At 42.6% G+C, this 23491-nt stretch carries 24 protein-coding genes; 18 read left to right on the top strand and 6 right to left on the bottom strand.

Features of this window, described 5'->3' with window-relative positions; translation table 11 throughout:
• The first annotated feature begins 114 nt into the window (after nt 1–114).
• From ACFX4H_RS01910 to ACFX4H_RS01925, 4 genes are all read left to right on the top strand, one after another.
• Entirely contained in the window at nt 115–774 is a 660-nt protein-coding gene (locus ACFX4H_RS01910; RefSeq protein WP_034311315.1) for an amino acid ABC transporter permease, read from the top strand.
• Nucleotides 767–1489: an amino acid ABC transporter ATP-binding protein gene (locus tag ACFX4H_RS01915; protein WP_048678537.1), complete on the top strand. Its 723-nt coding sequence runs from the start codon at nt 767–769 to the stop codon at nt 1487–1489. Before ACFX4H_RS01910 ends, ACFX4H_RS01915 begins: the two co-directional genes overlap by 8 nt.
• A 190-nt stretch (nt 1490–1679) precedes the next feature.
• Nucleotides 1680–2669 (top strand): aromatic acid exporter family protein, encoded by a 990-nt coding sequence (locus ACFX4H_RS01920; protein ID WP_034308233.1) that lies wholly within the window; start codon nt 1680–1682, stop codon nt 2667–2669.
• A gap of 30 nt (nt 2670–2699) precedes the next feature.
• Nucleotides 2700–3215 carry a L,D-transpeptidase gene (locus ACFX4H_RS01925; RefSeq protein ID WP_241634520.1) on the top strand — a complete coding sequence of 172 codons (516 nt, stop codon included), beginning with the start codon at nt 2700–2702 and terminating at the stop codon, nt 3213–3215.
• 37 nt (nt 3216–3252) lie between these two features.
• Here ACFX4H_RS01925 and prli42 read toward each other — a convergent pair whose 3' ends face one another.
• Nucleotides 3253–3348 (bottom strand): stressosome-associated protein Prli42, encoded by a 96-nt coding sequence (prli42, locus tag ACFX4H_RS01930; RefSeq protein WP_149917150.1) that lies wholly within the window; start codon nt 3346–3348, stop codon nt 3253–3255.
• 167 nt (nt 3349–3515) lie between these two features.
• Here prli42 and mce point away from each other — a divergent pair, with 167 nt between their 5' ends.
• The 5 genes from mce (at nt 3516) to gndA (ending at nt 9699) form a co-directional block, all read left to right on the top strand.
• Nucleotides 3516–3941, top strand: a complete 426-nt coding sequence (mce, locus tag ACFX4H_RS01935) for a methylmalonyl-CoA epimerase (RefSeq protein ID WP_034308227.1) — start codon at nt 3516–3518, stop codon at nt 3939–3941.
• Complete coding sequence (locus tag ACFX4H_RS01940) at nt 3938–5488, top strand: acyl-CoA carboxylase subunit beta (RefSeq protein ID WP_063590658.1); 1551 nt, start codon at nt 3938–3940, stop codon at nt 5486–5488. Before mce ends, ACFX4H_RS01940 begins: the two co-directional genes overlap by 4 nt.
• 187 nt (nt 5489–5675) lie before the next feature.
• On the top strand, nt 5676–6797 hold the full coding sequence (locus tag ACFX4H_RS01945; protein ID WP_034308225.1) for a tripeptidase T: 1122 nt from the start codon (nt 5676–5678) through the stop codon (nt 6795–6797).
• Between the two features lie 173 nt (nt 6798–6970).
• A complete protein-coding gene (locus tag ACFX4H_RS01950; RefSeq protein WP_241634518.1) occupies nt 6971–8245 on the top strand; it encodes a DNA polymerase IV in 1275 nt (424 codons plus the stop codon).
• A gap of 41 nt (nt 8246–8286) precedes the next feature.
• Nucleotides 8287–9699, top strand: coding sequence for an NADP-dependent phosphogluconate dehydrogenase (gene gndA, locus ACFX4H_RS01955; protein ID WP_034308220.1), 1413 nt, complete (start codon nt 8287–8289; stop codon nt 9697–9699).
• An 89-nt stretch (nt 9700–9788) separates the two neighbouring features.
• On the opposite strand, the gene ACFX4H_RS01960 is transcribed toward gndA, so the two are convergent.
• Together ACFX4H_RS01960 and zwf are read right to left on the bottom strand one after the other, a co-directional pair.
• Nucleotides 9789–9962, bottom strand: coding sequence for a hypothetical protein (locus ACFX4H_RS01960; RefSeq protein WP_034308217.1), 174 nt, complete (start codon nt 9960–9962; stop codon nt 9789–9791).
• Between the two features lie 502 nt (nt 9963–10464).
• Entirely contained in the window at nt 10465–11961 is a 1497-nt protein-coding gene (zwf, locus tag ACFX4H_RS01965) for a glucose-6-phosphate dehydrogenase (RefSeq protein ID WP_034308214.1), read from the bottom strand.
• 229 nt (nt 11962–12190) lie between these two features.
• Between zwf and rnz the strand changes: the two genes are divergently transcribed.
• From rnz to ACFX4H_RS01990, 5 genes are all read left to right on the top strand, one after another.
• Entirely contained in the window at nt 12191–13117 is a 927-nt protein-coding gene (gene rnz, locus ACFX4H_RS01970; RefSeq protein WP_377433701.1) for a ribonuclease Z, read from the top strand.
• Nucleotides 13118–13195: 78 nt separating this feature from the next.
• Nucleotides 13196–14014, top strand: a complete 819-nt coding sequence (locus ACFX4H_RS01975; RefSeq protein ID WP_057278773.1) for a squalene/phytoene synthase family protein — start codon at nt 13196–13198, stop codon at nt 14012–14014.
• A gap of 206 nt (nt 14015–14220) precedes the next feature.
• Nucleotides 14221–15216: an ABC transporter substrate-binding protein gene (locus tag ACFX4H_RS01980; protein WP_377433704.1), complete on the top strand. Its 996-nt coding sequence runs from the start codon at nt 14221–14223 to the stop codon at nt 15214–15216.
• 32 nt (nt 15217–15248) lie between these two features.
• Nucleotides 15249–16280, top strand: a complete 1032-nt coding sequence (locus ACFX4H_RS01985) for an ABC transporter permease (RefSeq protein ID WP_057278771.1) — start codon at nt 15249–15251, stop codon at nt 16278–16280.
• Nucleotides 16255–17049 carry an ABC transporter ATP-binding protein gene (locus ACFX4H_RS01990; protein WP_048678506.1) on the top strand — a complete coding sequence of 265 codons (795 nt, stop codon included), beginning with the start codon at nt 16255–16257 and terminating at the stop codon, nt 17047–17049. Before ACFX4H_RS01985 ends, ACFX4H_RS01990 begins: the two co-directional genes overlap by 26 nt.
• Nucleotides 17050–17205: 156 nt before the next feature.
• On the opposite strand, the gene ACFX4H_RS01995 is transcribed toward ACFX4H_RS01990, so the two are convergent.
• Nucleotides 17206–17757 carry a MerR family transcriptional regulator gene (locus tag ACFX4H_RS01995; RefSeq protein ID WP_052137288.1) on the bottom strand — a complete coding sequence of 184 codons (552 nt, stop codon included), beginning with the start codon at nt 17755–17757 and terminating at the stop codon, nt 17206–17208.
• A gap of 281 nt (nt 17758–18038) precedes the next feature.
• Here ACFX4H_RS01995 and ACFX4H_RS02000 point away from each other — a divergent pair, with 281 nt between their 5' ends.
• A complete protein-coding gene (locus ACFX4H_RS02000; RefSeq protein ID WP_241634509.1) occupies nt 18039–18470 on the top strand; it encodes a VOC family protein in 432 nt (143 codons plus the stop codon).
• A 117-nt stretch (nt 18471–18587) separates the two neighbouring features.
• On the opposite strand, the gene proC is transcribed toward ACFX4H_RS02000, so the two are convergent.
• Nucleotides 18588–19433: a pyrroline-5-carboxylate reductase gene (gene proC / locus ACFX4H_RS02005; RefSeq protein WP_249597639.1), complete on the bottom strand. Its 846-nt coding sequence runs from the start codon at nt 19431–19433 to the stop codon at nt 18588–18590.
• A gap of 736 nt (nt 19434–20169) precedes the next feature.
• On the opposite strand from proC, the gene ACFX4H_RS02010 reads away from it, so the two are divergent.
• From ACFX4H_RS02010 to ACFX4H_RS02020, 3 genes are all read left to right on the top strand, one after another.
• Nucleotides 20170–21138, top strand: coding sequence for an MBL fold metallo-hydrolase (locus ACFX4H_RS02010; protein ID WP_377433708.1), 969 nt, complete (start codon nt 20170–20172; stop codon nt 21136–21138).
• A gap of 22 nt (nt 21139–21160) precedes the next feature.
• Nucleotides 21161–21952, top strand: a complete 792-nt coding sequence (locus ACFX4H_RS02015) for an SDR family NAD(P)-dependent oxidoreductase (RefSeq protein WP_034308192.1) — start codon at nt 21161–21163, stop codon at nt 21950–21952.
• A 149-nt stretch (nt 21953–22101) separates the two neighbouring features.
• Entirely contained in the window at nt 22102–22629 is a 528-nt protein-coding gene (locus tag ACFX4H_RS02020) for a DUF3221 domain-containing protein (RefSeq protein WP_034308189.1), read from the top strand.
• Nucleotides 22630–22680: 51 nt separating this feature from the next.
• Here ACFX4H_RS02020 and ACFX4H_RS02025 read toward each other — a convergent pair whose 3' ends face one another.
• Complete coding sequence (locus ACFX4H_RS02025) at nt 22681–23340, bottom strand: C40 family peptidase (protein WP_377433709.1); 660 nt, start codon at nt 23338–23340, stop codon at nt 22681–22683.
• Between the last annotated feature and the right edge of the window lie 151 nt (nt 23341–23491).

Raw genomic sequence — 23491 nt, forward strand, 5'->3', positions numbered from 1 at the left:
CGTTCAGAAGAGATTTGGTATGCCTTCTGAACGTTTTTCCGCGCTTTATTGTCAATAAAATGAAGCAGGAGGAAGGCCCAAAGATAACGGCCTTCATAAGAGAGGATGAATGGAGTGAATCTGGAATTTGAAAGGATTATGCCTTCCCTTCCATATATCCTGGAGGGAATACCGACTACATTAAAGGTTGTAGCGGTAGCGGCAGTAATCGGATTTGTTTTGGGAATATTATTATCTATACTTAAAATCAGCAGAATCAAGCCATTGAATTGGATTGCTGACTTTTATACATCCATTTTTCGCGGTACTCCTTTGGTGCTGCAATTAATGCTGATTTATTTTGGTTCACCACAAATATTAGGGATTCAAATCGAAGCGTTCCAAGCAGCATTTTTAGCATTCGGGCTAAATTCAGCTGCATATATCTCTGAAATTATCAGGGGAGGCATTTTAGCGGTCGATAAAGGCCAACGAGAGGCTGCACTTGCACTTGGGGTTCCCTATTCAGGGATGATGCTTAATATTATCCTTCCGCAGGCCATCAAGAACATCCTGCCATCCCTTGTTAACGAATTGATTTCCTTAACGAAGGAATCAGCCGTTGTCACAATTATTGGATTAGGGGATATCATGCGCCGTGCTTATATTGTCGGCGGTGAGACATATAAATTCTTCGAGCCGATTTTATTTGCCGGTCTCATTTATTATGTGATGGTCATGATTCTCACCATCTTAGGCAAAGTGATTGAAAGGAGAATGAGACGCAGTGATTAAAATTGATGGACTCAAAAAAAATTATGGTAAGCTCGAGGTTTTAAAAGGAATCAGCACCGAGATAGGACAGGGTGAAGTGGTAGCGATCATCGGTCCATCCGGCTCGGGAAAATCAACTTTCTTGCGCTGCATCAATATGCTTGAAACTCCAACTGATGGTCAAATCAGGTTTAAAGATCAAATCATCACTGAAAAAAAGACCAATATCATGAAAGTGCGTGAAAATGTCGGAATGGTATTTCAGCATTTTCATTTATTTCCACATAAAACCGTACTGGAGAATCTGATATATGCACCTATGAAGGTGAAAAAATTATCAAAGGCCGAGGCTGTAAAACAAGCTCGTGAGCTCTTGACTAAAGTCGGTTTGGCCGATAAAGAATCGACTTATCCGAATCGTCTGTCAGGCGGACAAAAACAAAGGGTCGCGATTGCACGGGCATTGGCAATGAACCCGGAAGTAATGCTTTTCGATGAGCCGACTTCAGCGCTTGATCCCGAGATGGTAAAAGAAGTGCTCGAGGTTATGAAGTCACTGGCACATACGGGGATGACCATGCTGATTGTAACGCATGAAATGGGCTTCGCCAAAGAAGTGGCCGATCGAGTACTATTCCTGGACGGGGGTCTGCTCGTTGAGGAAAGTGCTCCGGAAGATTTCTTTTCTAATCCGAAAAGCCAGCGTGCAAAAGACTTCTTGGAAAAAGTTTTATAAGCTAAAGCAAATAGTATATAATTGTGAAAAAAGGTAACGTTTAGTTACCTTTTTTATTTTTTTCCTATAATGTATTTTTGCGTGCATGTATTTAGAAAAATTGGAAATTTAACTCGCAAAGGACTGTAAAAATTTCTGATTTCCTGCTAGTATTATAATAGATGGAGAAAGAGCCAGGTGATACATAACAATGTTTAAAATCGGATACAGGACGATTAAAACTGCTTTGGGGGCCACCCTGGCAATTATTATTGCACAAATGCTTAATCTCGAATATTTCTCTGCCGCGGGAATCATTGCGATCTTATGCATCCAAGTTACAAAAAAGAAGTCGGTGTATGTCTCCTGGCACCGGTTTTTAGCTTGTTTGATCGCAATGGCCTATGCATCCCTATTATTTCAGTTCATCGCATTCCATCCGCTGATAATAGGTTTGATTCTCTTGATTTTCATTCCAACGGCAGTTGCCTTGAAGATTAATGAGGGGATCGTGACGAGCAGCGTCATCATCATGCACCTATATGGGTCCGGTAACATCACTTTTTCCCTGCTGATTAATGAAACGATATTAATTGCAGTTGGAGTTGGAGTGGCACTTGTCATGAATCTGTACATGCCCAGTGTCGATGACAAACTGCTGGCCTATCAGGAAAGTATCGAAACGAACTTCAGTGCGATCTTGATGGGAATTGTCCGCTATTTGAGGGATAATGATCACACATGGGATGGTAAAGAAATCACCGAAACAGCCAACCTTCTTAATCAAGCCAAGAGCCTTGCCTTCAGGGACGTGGAAAATCATTTCTTAAGGGAAGAAGACCTGTATTACCATTATTTCAAAATGCGTGAAAAGCAATTTGAAATAATTGAACGAATTCTTCCCCTGGTCACGAATATTCCGTTGGTCGTCAAGCAAAGCGGGATAGTGGCTGATTTTATAGAAGATTTGGCAGAAAACGTCCACCCACAAAATACGGCCATCCTTTATCTGAAGAAGCTTGAAGAAATGGAGATCCATTTTAGGGGAATGGCACTGCCGCATACACGTGAAGAATTCGAATCCAGGGCTGCATTACTGCAGCTCATGAAGGAAATGGAGCGCTATTTATTGTTGAAGCATTCCTTCAAGGGATTACCCAAGCTGACCGGCAACCGAATGAAAAAGAGGCACTTGGCTTAAACTAAGCAAAAAAGTAAAGGAATGATACAAATGAAATGGATCCTTTCTTTGTTGCTTATGCTATCTTTGTGGCCGTTACAGGTACAGGCCCAGCCTCAATCGGTTAAGCCTGGCGATCCTTTTATCATCATCAATAAAGCCAACAATAAATTGGCGTTCATTGATGATAACGAGGTCAAGGAGGTTCTGCCGGTCGGTACGGGAAAGAGTCAGGAACTGACACCTGAAGGGATCTTCACGGTCAAAGTAAAAGCGGTCAATCCATATTACCGGAAAAAGAATATTCCTGGCGGTGATCCCAGGAACCCTTTGGGGTCGCGGTGGATTGGATTCGATGCGCGAAATACCGATGGGAGGATATACGGCATACATGGTACGAATCAGCCATCATCGATTGGTGAATATATTTCAAATGGCTGTGTACGGATGCATAAATCCGATGTGGAGCGTTTGTACGAAAAAGTCCCCATCGGCACTAAGGTGTTGATCACCCTATCGAACGAGGATTTCAAAACGCTGGCTAAGAAAAACGGAGCGATAAAATAAAGAGAGGGAAGCTTTTTGCTCCCCTCCCCGGTGTCTATTACAAAAGAAATGCGATACCTGATAATAAGCTCGTTAATAACATTGAGATAAGCATTAAATACACGACGATCTTTCTGATTTTCCTGTTTCCCATATGCTCTCTCCCTTAATACAGTTTGATTGATTTTATTTTAACTTGAACATTTAGTAGAAACAAGTAAAAGTATAATGTTCATATTATTCCGAATCTTAAAAGGCTTTAATGCAAGATTAGTAGTATTTTAATGGAGTCATCCAATAATACATAGCATGGGGGTTTTTATGATGATTAAAAATATCGATCATATCGGTATTGCCGTCAAGTCACTAGATGAAGCCTTGCCGCTTTACACGGAAACGTTGAAATTGAAACTTGAAGGAATCGAGACAGTGGAGAGCCAAGGAGTGAAAGTGGCCTTCATCCTGGCAGGCAATACCCGTTTGGAATTGTTGGAAGCGTTGTCACCTGCAAGCCCAATCGCCAAATTCATCGAAAAACGCGGTGAAGGGATTCATCATGTGGCACTAGGCGTCGATGACATCGAAGATAGAATAAAAGAAATCAAAGAAGCTGGATTGCGCATGATTGATGATTCATCAAGAAAGGGAGCGCACAATGCGGATGTTGCTTTCGTTCATCCAAAGTCTACCGCGGGAGTATTATATGAGCTTTGTGAACAAGCATTATCAAAGGAGGAGCAGAAATGACAGACATTTATGATACAATCAATGACCTATATGACAGACGCCGAAAAGTGGAAATGGGCGGCGGTGAAGAAAGAATCGATAAGCAGCATGAAAAGGGCAAACTTACGGCAAGGGAAAGAATTGAACTTCTAGTTGATCCAGGTACTTTCATCGAGCTTAATCCTTTTATCAAACATCGTAATACCAATTTCGGCATGGAAAAGGAAGAAGGGCCGGGAGAAGGGGTTGTCACCGGTTACGGAAAGGTCAACGGCCGCGACATTTATCTGTTTTCACAGGATTTTACTGTTTTTGGCGGTGCACTCGGTGAAATGCATGCTCTGAAAATTGCCAATGTTATGGATTTGGCAGCGGAAAATGGAGCCCCTTTCATAGGTTTAAACGATTCTGGTGGGGCGCGAATTCAAGAAGGCGTAGTTTCGCTTGACGGATATGGCCAAATATTTTACCGGAATTCCATATATTCAGGGGTCATTCCACAGATTTCGGTTATTATGGGACCTTGTGCAGGCGGAGCCGTATATTCCCCAGCCATTACCGACTTTGTCTTCATGGTTGAAAAAACGAGCCAAATGTTCATAACAGGTCCTAAAGTCATTGAAACGGTTACAGGTGAAAAGATTTCATCCGAAGGATTGGGCGGAGCGGCTGTACATAATACCATAAGCGGTAATGCCCATTTCAAAGGAGCATCTGAGGAGCAAGTTTTGGCAGACGTTAGACGGCTCCTGAGCTATCTTCCACAAAATAATGAAGAGAAGCCGCCGGTTTTGGAAGCGGATGAGGGAGATGACTACCGGCCGGACTTAACGGATGTAGTCCCTTATGAAGGGATCCGGCCATATGATGTTCGGAAAGTATTGGAGCAGGTTGTCGATGAGGATTCCTTTATGGAAGTGCAAGAGGGCTTTGCGAAAAACATAGTGGTCGGCTTGGCGCGGATCAAAGGGAAATCAGTGGGGCTTGTCTGTAACCAGCCAAAGGTATTGGCAGGGGGACTTGATATAGATTCATCAGATAAAGCTGCCCGTTTTATTCGTTTTTGTGACTCGTTTAACATTCCGCTTATTACGTTTGAAGACGTTTCAGGGTTTTTCCCTGGCGTTAAACAAGAACATGGCGGTATCATTCGCCACGGTGCAAAGCTGCTATATGCTTATTCGGAAGCAACTGTACCTAAATTGACGATCATTCTGCGAAAAGCATACGGAGGAGCTTATGTGGCTCTTAACAGTAAATCCATCGGTGCGGATCTTACGTTTGCATGGCCGAATGCTGAAATCGCTGTAATGGGTTCTGCTGGAGCGGCAAATATCATTTTTGCCCGTGAAATTCAAAATAGCCAAGATCCGGAAGCGACACGAGCAGCTAAAATTGAAGAATACCGTGAGAAGTTCGCCAATCCATATGTCGCCGCAAGTCTTGGGATGGTGGATGATGTTATCGATCCCCGTGAAACCAGGATTAAGATCATTCAATCTCTTGATATGCTACGCAACAAAAAAGAAACTCGACCATGGAAAAAACACGGTAATATCCCGTTGTGATCAATCTTTGCAAGGAGCCCTAACGATCTGTTTTGGGCTCTTTTCCATACGGGGGAAGATATCATTTTGAAATAAGTCATCATTCACTTTTTAAAACGGTCTTAGGACCAGCATGCCACATTATTTGCCGGGGCGCCGCTTTTAGAAGTATAATTGAAGAGGAAAACTTTTTTGGAGGTTTTATTTTATGATTAATGAAGAACGTTTAGTTAATGAATTTATGGAATTGGTGCAGATCGATTCCGAAACGAAAAATGAAGCAGCCATCGCCAAAGTGCTGAAAGAAAAATTCGGGGCACTAGGTGTAGAAGTTTTTGAAGATGATACAACAGCAGTCACCGGTCATGGTGCAGGGAATTTAGTATGTACTTTAAAAGGAACGAAAGAAGGCGTAGATACCATTTATTTCACCTCCCATATGGATACGGTTGTACCGGGTAATGGAATCAAGCCTTCCATCAAAGATGGATACATAGTGTCAGACGGAACGACCATTTTAGGGGCGGATGACAAAGCTGGATTAGCGGTCATGTTAGAATCGCTTAAAGTGCTGAAAGAACAGAATATCGAACATGGTACAATTGAATTCATCATTACAGTCGGTGAAGAATCTGGCTTGGTAGGGGCAAAGGCATTGGATCGCTCCCTTGTAACGGCTAAATTCGGTTTTGCACTTGATAGTGATGGAAAAGTGGGCAATGTGGTTGTTGCTGCACCTACTCAGGCGAAAGTGTCCGCAACCATTTTAGGCAAGACTGCTCACGCTGGTGTCGCTCCAGAGAAAGGCGTTTCGGCCATTACGATCGCTGCCAAAGCAATCTCCAGAATGCCATTAGGCAGAATCGACGAAGAAACGACAGCCAATATCGGACGTTTCCAGGGGGGACAGCAAACCAATATTGTTTGTGACCATGTTGAAATCCTTGCAGAAGCAAGATCCTTGATCCCTGAAAAAATGGAAATACAGGTAGCGAAAATGAAAGAGGCGTTCGAGACTGCAGCCATTGAAATGGGCGGACGTGCTGAAGTTGAAGTTACCGTCATGTATCCTGGTTTTAAATATGGTGCTGGTGACCATGTTGTCGAAATCGCAAGAAAGGCAGCAGAGAAAATCGGCCGTCCATGCGAGCTGGTTAAAAGCGGCGGTGGAAGCGATGCAAATGTCATTGCAGGCTTTGGCATCCCTACTGTCAATCTCGCAGTGGGCTATGAAGATATCCATACTACGAATGAAAGAATTCCAGTTGAGGAATTAACGAAGCTAGCTGAAATGGTCATCACTATCATCAAAGAAGTTTCAGGGGAATAATCACCCATAATAGGTCAAGATGTTCAAAGTATTGAAGGATATATGTACAGTCATCAATGATATGATGGCTGTTTTTCTTGGAGTGGAAGCATCTTTCAGCGTGGTTACCAAAGATAAATAGGGATACTTTAATAGAAATGTTTTTTATTTTTACAAGGATGTGACGGTCAAACATGAAGGACATGTATCCCAAAAATGGCAGGGTCATTCTCCATGTAGACATGAATAGTTTCTATGCTTCAGTGGAAATGTCATATGATGTTTCATTGAAAGGCAAACCGCTTGCCATTGCAGGTAATGTTGAAGAGAGAAGGGGCATAATCGTCACCTGCAGCTATGAGGCGAGGAAGTTCGGGGTTAAAACGACCATGCCGATTTGGCAGGCGAAAAAATTATGTCCTCAATTAGTCATTCAGAAACCGAATTTCGAGCGCTATCGAAAGGCATCACTGGCTATTTTCGATGTTTTGAGGCAATATACAGAGATGGTTGAACCGGTTTCGATTGATGAGGGGTATCTGGATATCAGTGAATGCGCCGAATTGGGTTCGCCTTTAGATATAGCCAATAGCATTCAGGAAAGAATTTTTAATACGATGGATCTCCCTTGCAGTATCGGGATTGCCCCTAATAAATTTTTGGCCAAAACCGCTTCTGATATGAAGAAACCTATGGGGATCACCGTGTTAAGGAAACGGGACATTCCGGAAAAGCTCTGGCCTTTACAAGTGGGCGAAATGCATGGCATCGGGGATAAGACATCGGAAAAGCTTCAAACTATCGGGATCATGACGATCAGGGACCTTGCACACGCCAATGATAGTCAACTTAAACAGCTTCTTGGGATCAATGGCATCCGTTTGAAAGATAGGGCTAATGGAACTGACCCAAGGGTAGTGGATCCCGAAGCGATTTTTGAGCATAAGAGCATCGGGAACTCGACAACTCTTCCGCATGACTCCGCCAATCAAAAAGAATTGATCGGTGTATTGGAAAAGCTTTCCGGGAAAGTTGCCGTCCGCTTGAGAAATAAACGCCTCCTTGGTCAAAAAATAGGTGTGACGATCCGTTACAAAGACCGCCGGACAATTACGAGAAGCAGGACGGTTCCTAATCCAGTTTTTGAAAAAAAGGATATTTTGGATGAAGCTATCGATCTCTTCATGAAAAATTGGAATGGGGAAGGAATCAGGCTTCTTGGTGTCACAGCCTATGATGTCATCGAAAAAGATTCGGCCTTCAAGCAACTGGATATTTTCTCCTTTCAAGAGGATGCAGAAAAAGAACCTCTGTATGATGCGATGGAACACTTGCAAAATAAGTACGGAGAAAATATTATTAAAAAGGGATTACCCTTGAAAAAACGTTCAATAGGAACAGACACTAGCTTCAGCAAAGATTTCTTTGAGCAATCCAGGAGGAATGATCCTTCTTTTGACAAAGAATAGCGTACAAGCTGTGTAAAGATAGAGAGAAGGGAAGATGAATCATGACAAAACAGCAGATTGGCGTTATCGGACTAGCCGTAATGGGCAAGAACCTTGCATTTAATATTGAAAGCAGGGGATATTCAATTTCCGTATTTAATCGCTCAGGATCAAAAACGGACGAGATGATGAAGGAAGCGGAAGGCAAAAACGTAACAGCCGCTTATACGCTTGAAGAATTCGTCAATTCTTTGGAAACACCACGGAAAATTTTATTGATGGTTAAAGCCGGAGCGGCAACGGATGCAACAATCGAGCAATTAAAACCGTTGCTTGAAAAAGGTGATATCGTTATTGATGGAGGGAATACCTTCTTCAAGGACACTCAGCGCCGCAATGAGGAGTTAAGCAAGCTTGGCATCCATTTCATCGGTACAGGCGTGTCAGGTGGGGAAGAAGGAGCTCTAACAGGTCCTTCCATCATGCCTGGAGGTCAAAAAGAAGCATATGAACTTGTTGCACCGATTTTGAAGGATATTTCAGCTAAGGTCGATGGTGATGCTTGCTGCACGTATATCGGACCGGATGGGGCAGGTCATTATGTTAAAATGGTACATAATGGTATTGAATACGGGGACATGCAATTGATTTCCGAATCTTATTTCCTTCTGAAAAATCTCCTTGGACTATCTGCTGAAGAATTCCATGAAGTCTTTACTGAATGGAATGAAGGGGAACTTGATAGCTATTTAATTGAAATTACTGCTGATATTTTCAAAAAATATGATGAGGAAACCGGCAAGCCGATGGTCGATGTCATTTTAGATAAAGCTGGCCAAAAAGGTACAGGTAAATGGACAAGTCAAAGTGCGCTTGATCTTGGTGTTCCGCTTCCAATCATTACGGAATCCGTGTTTGCCCGGTTTATTTCAGCAATCAAGGACGAGCGTGTCGAAGCGAGTAAGATCCTTCGTGGTCCAAAAACCGATTCATTTACAGGCGACAAAAAGGCTTTGATTGAAAGTATCCGAAAAGCACTTTATATGAGCAAAATCTGTTCATATGCACAAGGATTTGCACAAATGAAAGCAGCATCAGAAGAAAATGGCTGGAACTTGCAATATGGGGAAATCGCGATGATTTTCCGTGGCGGCTGTATCATTCGTGCACAATTCCTCCAAAAAATCAAGGAAGCGTACGATCGTGAAGCGAACTTGAACAATCTTCTTCTAGATCCTTACTTCCAAGGGATTGTCGAAAGCTATCAAGGAGCTTTACGTGAAGTAGTATCAACGGCTGTGATGAACGGAATCCCGGTTCCTTGCTTGTCATCGGCACTTGCCTATTTCGACAGCTATCGTACAGAAACGCTGCCAGCCAACCTGATTCAAGCTCAGCGTGACTATTTTGGAGCTCATACTTACCAACGCATTGATAAAGAAGGAACGTTCCATACCGAATGGATGGAAAAATAAAGAGTTCAAGCCGGCTTGGAAGGGGAACCCCTTTAAGCCGGCTTTTTTGTATCATGTAAAAAGGGGGCGCTTGGCGCCCCCTTTTATTACTATCTCCGATGCTCTACAAGGTCAATGACCCCTAATACAACATGTGCCAAACCGAAACCAAAAACCGTATTAGCTACCATTTTGTTTGAACCCCGGGTCTGCTTCATTGCATAACCCGCAGCTGTCACGGCTGTGCCCAACGCTGTTGGAATTAATCCTTCACGAATGTCCATCGTTTAATCCCTCCACATCGAAGTTAGCGGTACTGTCACTAAGCACCTTTTTTAGTGTATCCTCAGCAAAGGCTTACCATTCTTTATAGATAAGGGTAAAAATGGTAAAAACGATCTAGTTGTAAATAGTTCCAATTGATTTACCTTTTTTAGGGAAAACGTAGTATGATGTATGACATTCATCCTTGCTTTTTTTTAGGTTTAAACACTTGTGGAAAAAGGAATATAAACATTGAAAGAGATGGGCGGGCCGTAGAATACAGTAGGCAGAAAGAGAGAGAAGGAGCGGAGGATTTTATGTTCATCATCTGGTGGGCTGTAGCCATTTTTTTGTTTTTCATTGCCTTAGAATCCGTTGTTTCATTTTGGCTTAATTCAGAAAAAGAGGAAGAAATGTCCAAGTTCAAGGAAATGTTTCATATTATCCGGAATAAATTGCTGAGGAAGAGTGTTTCATGAAGAAAAAGGGAATGCAGATTCAATTCTGCATCCCTTTTTCATTTCAATCATTATTTTCGTTTTTCTTGACTTGCCACCAAATATGTCCATCTTCCGCCAGGAGTTCATCGGATGCAAGTGGACCTGTTGATCCCGCTTCATAGTTAGGGAAAGACTCGTCTTTAGTATTTTCCCATGCATTGGAAATGGTATCGACGAACTTCCATGAGAGGGCAACCTCGTCCCAGTGCGTAAAGTTCGTAGCATCCCCGCGCATGCTGTCAAACAATAGCTTTTCATATGCCTCGGGAGAATTGATGTGTTCGATCCCTTTGTTCGAGACGGTCAGCTTCATTGGCTTTGTATTGGATGTCGTCCCGGATTTTTTGACATTTAAGTACAATGTGATACCCTCGTCAGGCTGGATATTGATGACGAGAAGATTCGGATTCAGCGTTTCTTCCGTTTTATAATACAGATTCATTGGAATATCTTTGAATTGAACAACGATATTCGTTGATTTGACATCCATTCTCTTACCGGTACGGATATAAAAAGGAACACCGGCCCAACGGAAGTTATCAATCATCAATTTACCCGCAACATAGGTCTCTGTGTTGGATTCGGGATTTACATTATGTTCATTTCGGTAGGCCGGAAGCATTTGACCGTCTATCGTTCCTTCACCATACTGGCCACGAACGAAGTATTGGTTGACTTCGTCGACCTTCATTGGTCGAAGTGAACGCAATGCCCGTACTTTTTCGCTTCGAATCTCTTCAGTCGTCAGAGCGATCGGGGGTTCCATTGCAAGCAAGGCCACCATTTGCAGCAGGTGGTTTTGGACCATATCCCTTAGGGCACCGCTGGTTTCATAATAACGCCCGCGTTCTTCAACGCCGAGTGTTTCGCTTGAAGTGACCTGGATATTGGATATATATCTGTTATTCCATAGCGGCTCGAAAAGAGCATTGGAAAAACGGATGACCTCGATATTTTGTACCATTTCTTTACCTAAATAATGATCGATGCGGTAAATTTCATCTTCAGCGAATGCAGTCCGAATCTGCTCATTCAATTGTTGTGCTGTTTCAAAACTGTGTCCAAATGGCTTCTCGATGACCAGGCGTTTATATCCATCCGTGTCACTCAGGCCTTGAGCTTTAATCTGTTCGGCAATCGTTCCGAAAAACTCAGGTGCCATCGCCAAATAGAAGATCCTGTTTCCTTCTAATTGATATTGTCCGTCTAATTGTTCGGCAATGTCTTTTAATTGCAAGTATGATTCCGAACTTGAGACGTCATGGGAGTGATAATGGAAATGGGAAATGAATTCATCCACCTTTTCTTCCGCATGTCCGAACGTAAGAATCGAGTCCTTGACACTTGTTTGGAACTCCTCGTTCGTCAATGGCCTCCTTGCCACACCGACGACCGCGAACTTATTGATTTTCTCTTTTTGAAATAGTCGATATATGGAAGGAAACAATTTCCTTTTCGCTAAATCTCCGGTAGCACCAAAAATCATGATCAATGCTGTGGGTTTATTGTTTTCTGTCATGTTAAAACCTCAACTTTCCGTTAAATCTGTCTATAAAGTTGGAATTCCCGTATGTGTACCAATTTCTAATTTTACGTTTAGCTTTCCCTCAAAGCAATCAATTTGCGCATTTTTTCTCAGATTTCATTAAAAGTTTAATTTGGTTTCGGTTTTAATGGGTCATAAATGAAAGAGCACCTTGGTTATGCTATAGTTAAGGTATAAAGTATTTGCAACGGAGGTAGTATGAGTGGATTTCGTTTTATTGGGTACAGGCGCTGGCGTTCCGGCCAAAGCGCGGAATGTGACATCAATCGCCCTTCAATTATTGGAAGAACGAGGGACTATTTGGTTATTCGATTGTGGGGAAGCAACACAGCATCAAATATTAAAAACGGCGGTCAAACCGCGAAAGGTTGAAAAGATCTTCATCACCCATTTACATGGTGACCACATCTTCGGACTGCCTGGTTTTTTAAGCAGCAGATCTTTTCAGGGCGGAGTGGATAAATTGACCGTATATGGTCCACAAGGCATAGATTCATTCATTAAGACGAGCTTACAGGTGAGTGGGACTCATTTAAAATATCCCTTGGAAATCATCGAAATAGAAGAAGGCACAGTGTTTGAGGACGAACAATTCACAGTGACGGCCAAGTCGCTTGATCATGGCATTTACAGCATCGGTTATCGGATTGTGGAAAAAGATCGTCCGGGTAGCCTGCTGGTCGACCGCCTGCGTTCCGAAGGTGTGAAGCCGGGGCCTCTTTTTAAAGCATTGAAAAATGGACAAACGGTCTGTCTCGATGATGGCCGTGTCATAAATGGGAAGGACTATATCAGTACTCCGAAAAAAGGCCGGATCATCACGATTCTTGGTGATACAAGAATGTGCAGCAATGCGCTCATTCTTGCTGAATCGGCGGATTACCTTGTTCATGAAGCTACATTTTCAGCGGAAGAATCTGAAATGGCATCAGCCTATTATCATTCGACCACCGTTCAGGCTGCAGAAACGGCCTTGAAAGCGGGAGCTAAGCATCTAATCCTTACGCATATCAGCTCACGGTATACTCCAGAGGATGCTGAGAGGCTGAAAGAGGAAAGCAAAGCAATCTTTGCAAATACGATCATGGGTGAAGATCTGATGGCGATTAAAGTTCCTTTGTATTCATAGGAATCGGACAGCTGAAATCAAAGCCAATGTTTGATATAATTAATCAATTGTTCATTGGATATTTAAAGGAGTGTAAATATGACTGACAAAAGTGACCTACATACTAAAGCAATGGATTTTCTCCTAAAAACAAGCCGGACTTTTTTCATTCCAATCAGTTATCTTCCAAAGGGGTTGCAAGAGGGTATTGGAGCTGCATACCTTTGCATGCGCGCCATCGATGAGATCGAGGACCATCCAAGTCTTCCTGCAGATAGTAAGGTTTCTTTGTTACAGGCCCTTAGTGAGCTGCCGGATGCGGATTTCAAGGAAGAGAATCTTCAAAAGTTATTTGAACCATATAAGGATGAACTGCCAGAGGTGACCCTGTTTCTTTCGGACTGGGTTGAATTTTGTCCACCCGGTGCAAAAGATAAAGTCTTGGAGTCAACAAAGGAAATGGCCGAAGGCATGGCAAAATGGGTTATTAAGGACTGGCAAATCCATAATGAAGAGGAACTCGATGATTACACTTATTATGTTGCAGGTTTAGTCGGGGTCATGCTGTCTGATATGTGGAACTGGTACGATGGAACCGAAACGGACCGTGAACTTGCCATCGCATTTGGCCGTGGACTCCAAACGGTCAATATCCTGCGTAACCGCGAGGAAGATGCAGAACGTGGTGTGAACTTTTATCCGGATGGCTGGGGTTTCGACGAGATGCTTGCCCATACGGAGCGTAATCTTGCATTAGCCGATGCGTACATTGAAGAGATTGAAACGAAGGACATCATCCAATTCTGTAAAATACCTTTGGAATTGGCAAAAGCTACATTGAAAGCCCTAAAAGAAGGTAAAGAAAAAATTGATCGGGCTACCGTTACCGAAATTGTCAGCCAGGTTGTCGAACATTGATTTTCAAAAAGCTGCTGTGAAAGTTACCATACCTTTCACAGCAGCTTTTTTCATGTTTTACACACAGAACTCAAAAAATTCTAAAAAGTTAAAAAATATATTGGAATAATTGGGACTAAACGATTATAATTTAGGAAATAAAAGCGAAAAAAGCTGGCGTCGTTAGAAAAACATTATTTTAAATAAGGAAAAAGCGGGGGGAAAATATGAAAAAGAAATTATATTCAACTGCAGCCATGACATTGGTCGCAGGTTTATTATTGGCTGGGTGTGGAAATGAAAAGGAAAAAGATGCGGCAAAGGATGAAAGCGGAAAGGATACCATCAACATTGGGGTAACACAAATCGTTCAGCATGATTCCCTGGATCAAGCATATGAAGGCTTCCAGGCGGCATTGAAGGATAGTGACATCAATGCAAAATATGATCTTCAAATTGCTCAGGGTGACCAAAACAACAGCCAAACGATTGCCAATAACTTCGTTGGGGATAAAGTGGATCTGATATTTGCGAATTCGACTCCTAGTGCTCTAAGTGCTTTAAATGCGACCAAGGATATTCCGATCGTCTTTACATCGGTTACCGATCCTGTAGCGGGGGAGCTTGTCACCTCTTTGGAAAAACCAGGCGGAAATGTGACGGGTACGACGGATTCCCATCCTGAAGCCATTGCAAAGTCAATGAAATTTCTAGCGGAAGAGCTTGGCGCCAAAACGATTGGAACGGTTTATAACACAGGGGAGCAAAATTCAGTCGTCCAAATAAAAAATGTGAAGGCGGAAGCGAAAAAAGCTGGATTGAAAGTCGTGGAAGCGTCCGTCTCGACTTCAGCGGATGTTAAACAGGCAACGGAATCATTAATCGGAAAAGCGGATGCTTTCTATATCATTACTGATAATACAGTTGTCTCTGCACTGGAATCGGTCATTTCCGTGGCAAATGATCAAGATACCCCCTTGTTTGTCGGCGAGCTTGATTCCGTGAATGCTGGCGGTTTTGCAGCATATGGCTTCAGTTACTATGATATTGGTTATGAAGCGGGGCAAAAAGCGGTTGAAATCCTGAAGGATGGTAAAAAACCTGGAGATATCCCGGTTCAATATCCACAAAAACTGAAATTGGTCATCAATGAAAAAGCAGCAAAAGATATGGGTGTTGAAATAAAAGAAGAATGGAAAGCAGATGCTGAGTTTGTAAAATAAACTCTGCTTTTGTTCGGGGAAGGAAGAAAAAAATGTTCTCAGCCTTATTCAACTCTTTTGAGTCGGGAATGATTTATGCAATCATGGCACTTGGTGTCTATTTAACATTCAGGATTCTCGATTTCCCGGATATGACTGTGGAAGGCAGTTTTGTGACAGGGGCCTCTGTTGCCGCGATTATGATCGTTAACGGTTACTCGCCGATCGTAGCCACGTTGTGTGCCATGGTGGCAGGGTTCATCGCTGGGACGATAACGGGATTCCTTCATACAAAAGGGAAAATCAATCCTCTCTTGGCAGGTATCTTAATGATGATTGCGCTCTACTCGATCAATTTGCGGATCATGGGTGCATCCAACATTCCGTTGCTTTCCCAAACAACCATTATCACGAATATCCAGGATGCCTGGGCTGGCACTGGGCTGGACAATTTGTTGAATGGTCTTTTATCATTCGTGGGTCTTGGTGACAGCCTGCCAAAAACGTGGGCCATATTAATCGTTATGCTGGTTGTGGCTGTAGTCATCCAAGCGGGAATGTCAGCGTTTTTAAAAACGGAAATTGGTCTTGCCTTACGGGCGACTGGTGACAATGAAGCAATGGTCAAGAGTTTTTCCGCCCATACCGGCAACATGAAAATCTTAGGACTTGCAATCGGAAATGCACTTGTGGCTTTTTCGGGATCCCTGGTTGCCCAATATAACGGTTTTAGCGATATAGGCATGGGGATTGGAATCATTGTCATCGGATTGGCATCCGTCATAATCGGTGAAGCTCTATTCGGGGCAAAAACGATTGCACGTGCTACGCTGGCGGTCATTGGAGGGGCGATCATTTACCGAATCGTCGTAACCTTGGCACTTCGCGTTGAATTCCTTGAAACGGGAGATGTTAAATTAATTACGGCTCTTATTGTGGTCGGGGCACTTGTCATTCCAAAAATTTCCGATAAACAAAAGGAAAAAACCCGGAAGAAAAGGCGGCTTAAAGAAATACAGATGCGTCATGATGGCACTTTACCGAAAGGGAGGGAAGAATATGCTTCGGTTAAATCAGATTTATAAAGTGTTCAATGAGGGAACACCAGATGAAAAGCTAGCCCTTGGAAATCTGGAACTGCAGATGACAAAAGGTGAATTTGTAACAGTCATCGGTAGTAATGGAGCAGGTAAATCGACTTTGATGAATATGATTTCCGGTAAGATTCTCCCTGATGCCGGTGAAGTCATCATCGATGGTGAAAACGTATCGGCCATTGAAGAACATGCCCGTGCAAAAATGATTGGACGCGTTTTTCAGGATCCCATGCTGGGTACGGCACCGCATATGACGATTGAAGAAAATATGGCAATTGCTTATGGCAGAACCAATAGAAGAGGTTTAGGCTTTGGGGTGACAAAAAAACGGAAAGAACTTTTTAAAGAATGTTTGGGCACCCTTCATTTAGGCTTGGAAAACCGGATGACTGCAAAAGTGGGATTATTGTCAGGAGGGGAGCGTCAGGCACTATCACTGCTGATGGCGACCTTCACCGATCCTAAAATCCTGCTTCTTGATGAACATACTGCAGCGCTTGATCCGTCGCGGGCAGAACTTGTTACAAACCTGACAAAGGAAATCGTCGAAAAGAACCAATTAACGACGTTGATGGTGACTCATAATATGCAGCAGGCAATCGATCTTGGAAATTCCCTGATCATGATGGATAAGGGACAGATCATTTTTGAAGCCAGAGGCGCTGCAAAGCAGAAGTTAACCGTCGAAAAACTGCTTAACGAATTCCAACGCATAAAAGGCGAAAAAATGATCAATGACCGTGCAGTGTTGATTTAAAATGATGAAAAGGCCCGACCCAGGTGAGTTAATCTTGGGTCAGGGCCTTTTTATTTTGGGGTAATTAATAAGATCATGTCCTATTTTTGAAGAGATGCTTTGCTTAGCAAAAATGGTTATTCTTGGGGTGCTCATGAAAGATCTTGTTAATAGATGTCAATCGCTGTCGGCTGTGCTCCATGATGAACTATCGTTCTTTCTGTTTCCGAAAATCATTTTTATGAATGGCCTTTTCTTCGTCTTTTTAGTGGCAGCAGCTTCTTCAGCCGCGAGGAAATAATCAAAGTGCTGGCCCGTTGGTGTTTCTAACGCTTCGATACGGGCTTCAAGCTTTTTAACGAGTTTGTGCATTTCTTCCATTTCACTTCTGTGCTGTAAAAGCTGATAGGATACAACATCGTCCGCTTTTGTTTTCAGGCCATTTTCCAGCCTGATGACCCGTTCAAGCAGTTGATCATGTTCTTTATTCGGTTCGGAGTGTTTCTGGAGGGTTGCTTTTCTAATCTTTTTCTCTGAGATGCTGACCTTTTGGAGAATGATGCCCTCGTTCAGCTGATCTTGGATTTTTCTCAATAATGCAATGTCTTCATCCGAAAACTGGTAGTGGCCAAGCTGATTCCGTTCTACTTCCATGTTCAATTGGGTGACCCAGCGTTGAATCGTACTATGGGAAACATTCAGTAACCGGGCAACTGCGCTTGTATTCATCGAGATTCCCCCTTCTGTTTGTTGAATTCGATAAGTATGGGGGAATTCCTTTACAGATGACAAAACATGTATTCATTCGGCAAAGAAAGTGGAATTCCTACGTAATTTTTGCATGAGGGGCAATCCAAGGTGGAATTACCCGTGGTTTTGCAAAGTGGTGAGCAGTGTTAGGAACTTTAAGAAGCATTTGCTATGGTGTGGGTGATGGTCAATCAAGCTAAAAAGGGAAAAGTGATCCAGATGTCGAATTTACCCTTAAAACATGGAAAAGGAGGACTAGCATGAACAGGATCAACATTATAACTTTAGGTGTCAGGGATATTACTCAATCATTAAGGTTTTACCGGGACGGGTTGGGGTTCCGTACATTGATTAAAGAGGACGATCCCGCAATCGTTTTTTTTAATAATGCCGGTACGAAACTTGCTTTGTATCCTTTAGAGGAGCTAGCAAAAGACATTAATGAAATGGAACCGCCTAAGAAAAATGGTTTCCCGGGTCTTACGCTCGCTTATAATGCTAAATCAATTGAAGAAGTGGATGAAGTGATCAACAAGGTTGAAAAGGCTGGGGGAACAATCGAGAAATCACCTCAGCATGTTTTTTGGGGAGGATACAGCGGATATTTTTCAGACCCCGATGGTTACTATTGGGAGGTTGCGTATTCGAAGGACTGGAGTTTCGATGAAAATGATATGCTGATTATAAAGTAACGCTCACTTCAGAAGATTTACCCTTTATAAGGCGTATGGATCATAAAAAGGGCTGTTGCCTGGCCACTCCTGCCACTGCTGCAGGAGTGGCCAGGCAACAGCCGATCATCATGAGGCTTACTGCGAAACTACATATTTGGCCAGTTCTTTACTTATTTGATTGCCCATTCGCTTCGATTGCTCTGTCGCTTCTTGTACACAGGCAATGAATGCATCTTCCACTTGGTGTGCTTGTAGTGCTTTCAGACCTGCTTCAGTCGTTCCGCCTGGTGAAGTTACTTCCTTTCTTAGTACGGCAGGCGTTTTAGGTGATTTCTGTAACATGTCGGCTGCGCCCATCAATGTCTGGAGAATCAATTGCTTAGCGGTTTCGGAATCGAGCCCTATTTTTTCCGCTGATTTTTCCAATGCCTCGACCAAGTAATAAATATAAGCAGGACCGCTGCCTGATAAGCCTGTTACCGCATCTAGCTGGGCTTCTTCGACCACTGCCACCGTACCCACCGTTTCAAAAAGGGTAATCGCCGTTTGTAATTGCGAGTCTTTCGTATGACAGTTAGCCGCAAGGGCCGTTGCTGATTTTCCTACAGCTGCCGATGTATTAGGCATGGCACGGACGATCGAAAACCGCTTGTTGGCGATTCCTTCCAAGCTTGTTGTATGAACCCCGGCAACAACGGAAATGAACAGCATTTCTTCACGAATGTATTCTTTTATTGATTGCATCGTTTCTAAAATATCTTTCGGCTTCACCGCCAGTACGACAAGGTCCGCATCCTGTACTAATAACTGCAGTGATCGTGTTGCCGTTACACCATATTGGTCCTTTAAATAAACGAACCTATCATCATTTGATTTATTTGTTACAAAAATATTTTCTGGTTCAATTACCTGTTGGGTCACCAGCCCCGAAATGATTGCTTCTGCCATCGATCCAGCTCCGATAAACGCGATTTTTTTCATATTTCCCGCTCCTTTTTCTTTTGAATTTTCGGCCATTTAATGAAGGCTGTTTTCACATACTTTGTTGCTATTTACCAGGTAGTGAGTTGTGGTTGATTTCCCTTCCAGATGCTCGCTTTCCGCGGGGCGGGCGGGTGAGCCTCCTCGGCGTAAACGCCTGTGGGGTCTCGCCTGTCCCGCTGCTCCCGCAGGAGTCTACACTTCCGCTCCAATCAACCTTAAATAGTTTCGTTTAAAAACAACAATCTTTACGAAAAGAGCCTTTATGAAAAACAAAAAGACCCCTCATCCAATAAAGGACGAAAGGTCTAGCTTCCGTGGTACCACCTTTGTTCAACTTTTCCATAATAAAAAACAGAAAAGCTGCACTTGATTCCTCTAACGCGGGAATTACGTCAGGTTTTCCTGAAGGCTCATAAGGTAGGTTCAATAATGAGGGGGCGATGAAGCCTTTCAGCACATTCCAGCTTCACTCTCTTTACGCCATCAATAATTTACTTGGCCTTAATCAAAGCCATGCCGTCTTTAATTACTTGTGATTATGAGGGATATATCAGTACTCTGTCAATGATAATATATGCATGCACGATAAAAAATAGACATGAATTATGTGAAAATAATGACAGTATTTAAAAATACATGTAAAATGTTAATTATACATGATAACTATACTTAGAATCCTGGTTAGCGTATAAAAAGATTTATATAAATATAATTTTCTAAGGTGGAAAAGAATATGGCTAATTGGAATGGAGATATTGCGAAAATTGCTTTGCCCACGCCGTTTGCAGTGGGTGATGTGAATGTTTATGTCGTTAAAGGGGATGCTTTAACATTAATCGATACTGGTGTGAAAACAAAACGTTCAAAGGAAGCCTTGACTGACGGTCTTGGAGATTTAGGTCTGAAACTGACTGATATCGAACAAATCATTTTAACCCATCATCATCCCGATCATGCTGGTGCACTCGATTTCTTTGAAAAGGATATCCCGGTTTATGGACACAAAAATAATCAGCGCTGGCTTACTATCAGTGATGAGTTTCTTGAAACACATAATCGTTTTTTCCTTGATTATGCCAAAAAGTTCGGAGTGGCAGAAGAGCTGAAAAATAAACTGATCCATAACCGCGACGAAATCCGTTTCCTTAGTGAACGGAAGCTGCATGGATATTTAGCTGAGGGGGATGAGCTCCCTGGTCTTCCAGGCTGGAAAGTGATCGAGACTCTAGGGCATGCGCAAAGCCATTTATCTTTTTACCGGGAAAGTGACGGGGTCATGATCGCTGGCGATCACTTGCTTGCCAAGATTTCACCTAACCCATTAATGGAACCACCTTTACTCCCTGGAGGCATGAGGCCTCGTCCGTTACTGCAATATAATGCATCACTTCAAAAATTATTGGATTTCCCCATATCCACTGTTTACTCAGGACATGGATCTGAAGTGGCAGGAGATGCAGTTGCAGACTTGATTCAATATAGATTCGATCGGCAGCATAACCGTGCCATGCAGGTGAAAAGCATGCTCCAAGATAAGCCTTTATCTGTCTTTGAAGTGTGTCAGCAGTTGTTTCCGAAAGTATACCTTCAGGAAGTGGGCCTGACACTTTCGGAAACGGTCGGTCAGCTGGACTATTTAGAAGACTTGGGTGAAGTCCAAACAGAAATCCAATCAGGGGTCATTCTGTATTCAATCGCTTAATGTTCGAAGGAGGCCGCTTTTTTTGAATAAGTTACAAGGTAAAGTTATTGTTATTACCGGTGCTTCCGGAGGGATTGGCAAGGAAGTTGCCATTCAAAGTGCAAAACAGGGAGGCCGTCTCGTCCTCTTGGCCAGAAGCATGGATAAATTACTGCTGCTGAAGAATGAACTGATCGCCCAATATGGGATTGATGCATATGCCTATAAGCTTGATGTTGCAGACACTGATCAGGTGACAAATGTTTTTAATGACATCCATGAGCAAATAGGTGAAGTGGATGTGTTGGTCAACAATGCTGGTTTCGGCACGTTTAAAGAAGCGCAGGATACGGAATTGAATGAAACGAAAGCAATGTTTGCTGTCAACGTCATTGGCTTAATGGCCTGCACAAAGCTGGTTCTGCCGTATATGAAGCAGAGAAAATCGGGGCATATCATCAATATCGCTTCACAGGCCGGTAAAATCGCCACTCCTAAATCAACATTGTACTCTTCTACCAAGTTCGCAGTTCTTGGCTATTCAAACGCACTTCGGCTCGAATTGATGGAAGATCATGTTTTTGTGACCACAGTCAATCCTGGCCCTATAGAAACGAATTTCTTTAACATTGCGGATGAATCAGGTACATACTTAAAGAACGTTGAAAAATTCATGCTTAAGCCTGGAGATGTCGCTGCTAAAATCGTAGCGGCGATGCTGACCAACAAGAGGGAAATCAATCTCCCTGGCTGGATGAATTTAGCTGGGAAATGGTATAACATGTTTCCGAAGATCACCGAAACATTAGGAAAAAAAGCATTTTTCAAAAAGTAGGCTAGTCTTTCGATACCAGACGAAAAATGGTCCAATAATAGGTAAAGGGGAATGTCGATGACATTCCCCTTTTGATTTAACCGAAGTTATCATTTGAATGGGTAACTATTTCATGGGGAATCCGTCTATTTCTATTAGGAGGGATTTTCATGAAGATGATTGTAAACCTTTATATATATTTATTCGTCGCCTTTATTCTGGGTAGCTGTCAATCCCCCGATTGGAACATGGATGAATCCATTGATAAAGGGGAAGAAGGTTTCATTACGGATCTTGATGATAAGAGGATTTTGATTAAAGGGACGTACTATAAGGTGACCAATGATACATATATTCAAGATCAACATGGTAATGACCTCGATTATTCCGAACTGGAAATCGGGATGAAAGTGAAACCATGGCACCGGGGCGGGGTGAAGAAATCATTTCCTGGGAAAGCGGAAGCTGAATTGATTCTTGTTTTGACGGATGAAAACAGCTTAGCCGAACAAAGGGCGGTCATTGCTGCTCTCGATCATGTCAGCAAAGCGGAAAGTCAGCGATTCATGGTTCTCGAAGTCGTCCATTTACCCTCAGAGCATGTTTATAATATCGAAATGATGAATCGTTCAAACTTGGACTCTTCATTCATGGTGACAGTAGAGGATGTAACGGATGAAATATTATATATAAAATAAAACAACCGGACTGAATCACTTTGAATTCTGTCCGGCTGTTTGTCTTGGATTTTATAAAGTTTTCGCACCTAAATATTTTGGTTTCCAATAAGAATTATCCATATCCGTAATGGTTATTCCTTTAGAAGACGTAGCACTAATGAATTGGCCATTTCCGATATAGATCCCAACATGGGATACTCCTGTTCTTCCAGAAGAAGTATCAAAGAATACAAGATCGCCTTTAGATGGTGAAGTTACTTTTAACCCTGTATTGGAATAGAGCAAGGATGTTGTACGCGGTAAGGTAATTCCTTGTGATTTCTGGAATACGTAATAGACGAAGCCTGAACAGTCGAATCCAGTTGGTGTTGTCCCGCCCCATTTGTAGGGTGTGCCGATTAAGGTTTTCGCATAGCTGATCAAGCTAGTATTGTTGACATTATAAACACCAAGTGCATTGAACGTGTTCCGGCCGGCAATTCCGTCGGCAGTCAACCCTTTAGATGTTTGGAATTTTTTTACTGCAGATGTAGAATAGGTGCCGTAATATGTAGTCAGTGAACCTGAATATGTGAAATAACCTTTGGTTTTTAATAGTTGTTGTAGTTGTTTGACATCACTATGTGTCATTCCGGGTCTGAGGGTTTGGTCTCCAATATTGGCAAAGGCTTGCAGTGGGGTTAGCATCATGGCAGATGCAACAGCAGCTGAAGCGATCCATTTCTTCATAATTTTCATTTCCTCTCTATCTATCTCTCTATTATTTCTTAACAATATTATCCTACAATACCATTATGACAAATAGACATAATTTTGGTTACAGTTTCATTACAAAAAATGGGCATTAAGACTGGATTGCAAGTAGACGAAAGTCCGTTGA

This window comes from Peribacillus sp. YIM B13477, from assembly GCF_042787955.1.
Taxonomy (GTDB): Bacteria; Bacillota; Bacilli; order Bacillales; family DSM-1321; genus Peribacillus; species Peribacillus frigoritolerans.

Coding starts and splice junctions, on each gene's coding strand:
- ACFX4H_RS01920 (WP_034308233.1), top strand. CDS start 1,680: ATGTTTAAAATCGGATACAGGACGATTAAAACTGCTTTGGGGGCCACC.
- ACFX4H_RS01925 (WP_241634520.1), top strand. CDS start 2,700: ATGAAATGGATCCTTTCTTTGTTGCTTATGCTATCTTTGTGGCCGTTA.
- prli42 (WP_149917150.1), bottom strand. CDS start 3,348: ATGGGAAACAGGAAAATCAGAAAGATCGTCGTGTATTTAATGCTTATC.
- mce (WP_034308227.1), top strand. CDS start 3,516: ATGATGATTAAAAATATCGATCATATCGGTATTGCCGTCAAGTCACTA.
- ACFX4H_RS01940 (WP_063590658.1), top strand. CDS start 3,938: ATGACAGACATTTATGATACAATCAATGACCTATATGACAGACGCCGA.
- ACFX4H_RS01945 (WP_034308225.1), top strand. CDS start 5,676: ATGATTAATGAAGAACGTTTAGTTAATGAATTTATGGAATTGGTGCAG.
- ACFX4H_RS01950 (WP_241634518.1), top strand. CDS start 6,971: ATGAAGGACATGTATCCCAAAAATGGCAGGGTCATTCTCCATGTAGAC.
- gndA (WP_034308220.1), top strand. CDS start 8,287: ATGACAAAACAGCAGATTGGCGTTATCGGACTAGCCGTAATGGGCAAG.
- ACFX4H_RS01960 (WP_034308217.1), bottom strand. CDS start 9,962: ATGGACATTCGTGAAGGATTAATTCCAACAGCGTTGGGCACAGCCGTG.
- zwf (WP_034308214.1), bottom strand. CDS start 11,961: ATGACAGAAAACAATAAACCCACAGCATTGATCATGATTTTTGGTGCT.
- ACFX4H_RS01975 (WP_057278773.1), top strand. CDS start 13,196: ATGACTGACAAAAGTGACCTACATACTAAAGCAATGGATTTTCTCCTA.
- ACFX4H_RS01980 (WP_377433704.1), top strand. CDS start 14,221: ATGAAAAAGAAATTATATTCAACTGCAGCCATGACATTGGTCGCAGGT.
- ACFX4H_RS01985 (WP_057278771.1), top strand. CDS start 15,249: ATGTTCTCAGCCTTATTCAACTCTTTTGAGTCGGGAATGATTTATGCA.
- ACFX4H_RS01990 (WP_048678506.1), top strand. CDS start 16,255: ATGCTTCGGTTAAATCAGATTTATAAAGTGTTCAATGAGGGAACACCA.
- ACFX4H_RS01995 (WP_052137288.1), bottom strand. CDS start 17,757: ATGAATACAAGCGCAGTTGCCCGGTTACTGAATGTTTCCCATAGTACG.
- ACFX4H_RS02000 (WP_241634509.1), top strand. CDS start 18,039: ATGAACAGGATCAACATTATAACTTTAGGTGTCAGGGATATTACTCAA.
- proC (WP_249597639.1), bottom strand. CDS start 19,433: ATGAAAAAAATCGCGTTTATCGGAGCTGGATCGATGGCAGAAGCAATC.
- ACFX4H_RS02010 (WP_377433708.1), top strand. CDS start 20,170: ATGGCTAATTGGAATGGAGATATTGCGAAAATTGCTTTGCCCACGCCG.
- ACFX4H_RS02020 (WP_034308189.1), top strand. CDS start 22,102: ATGAAGATGATTGTAAACCTTTATATATATTTATTCGTCGCCTTTATT.
- ACFX4H_RS02025 (WP_377433709.1), bottom strand. CDS start 23,340: ATGAAGAAATGGATCGCTTCAGCTGCTGTTGCATCTGCCATGATGCTA.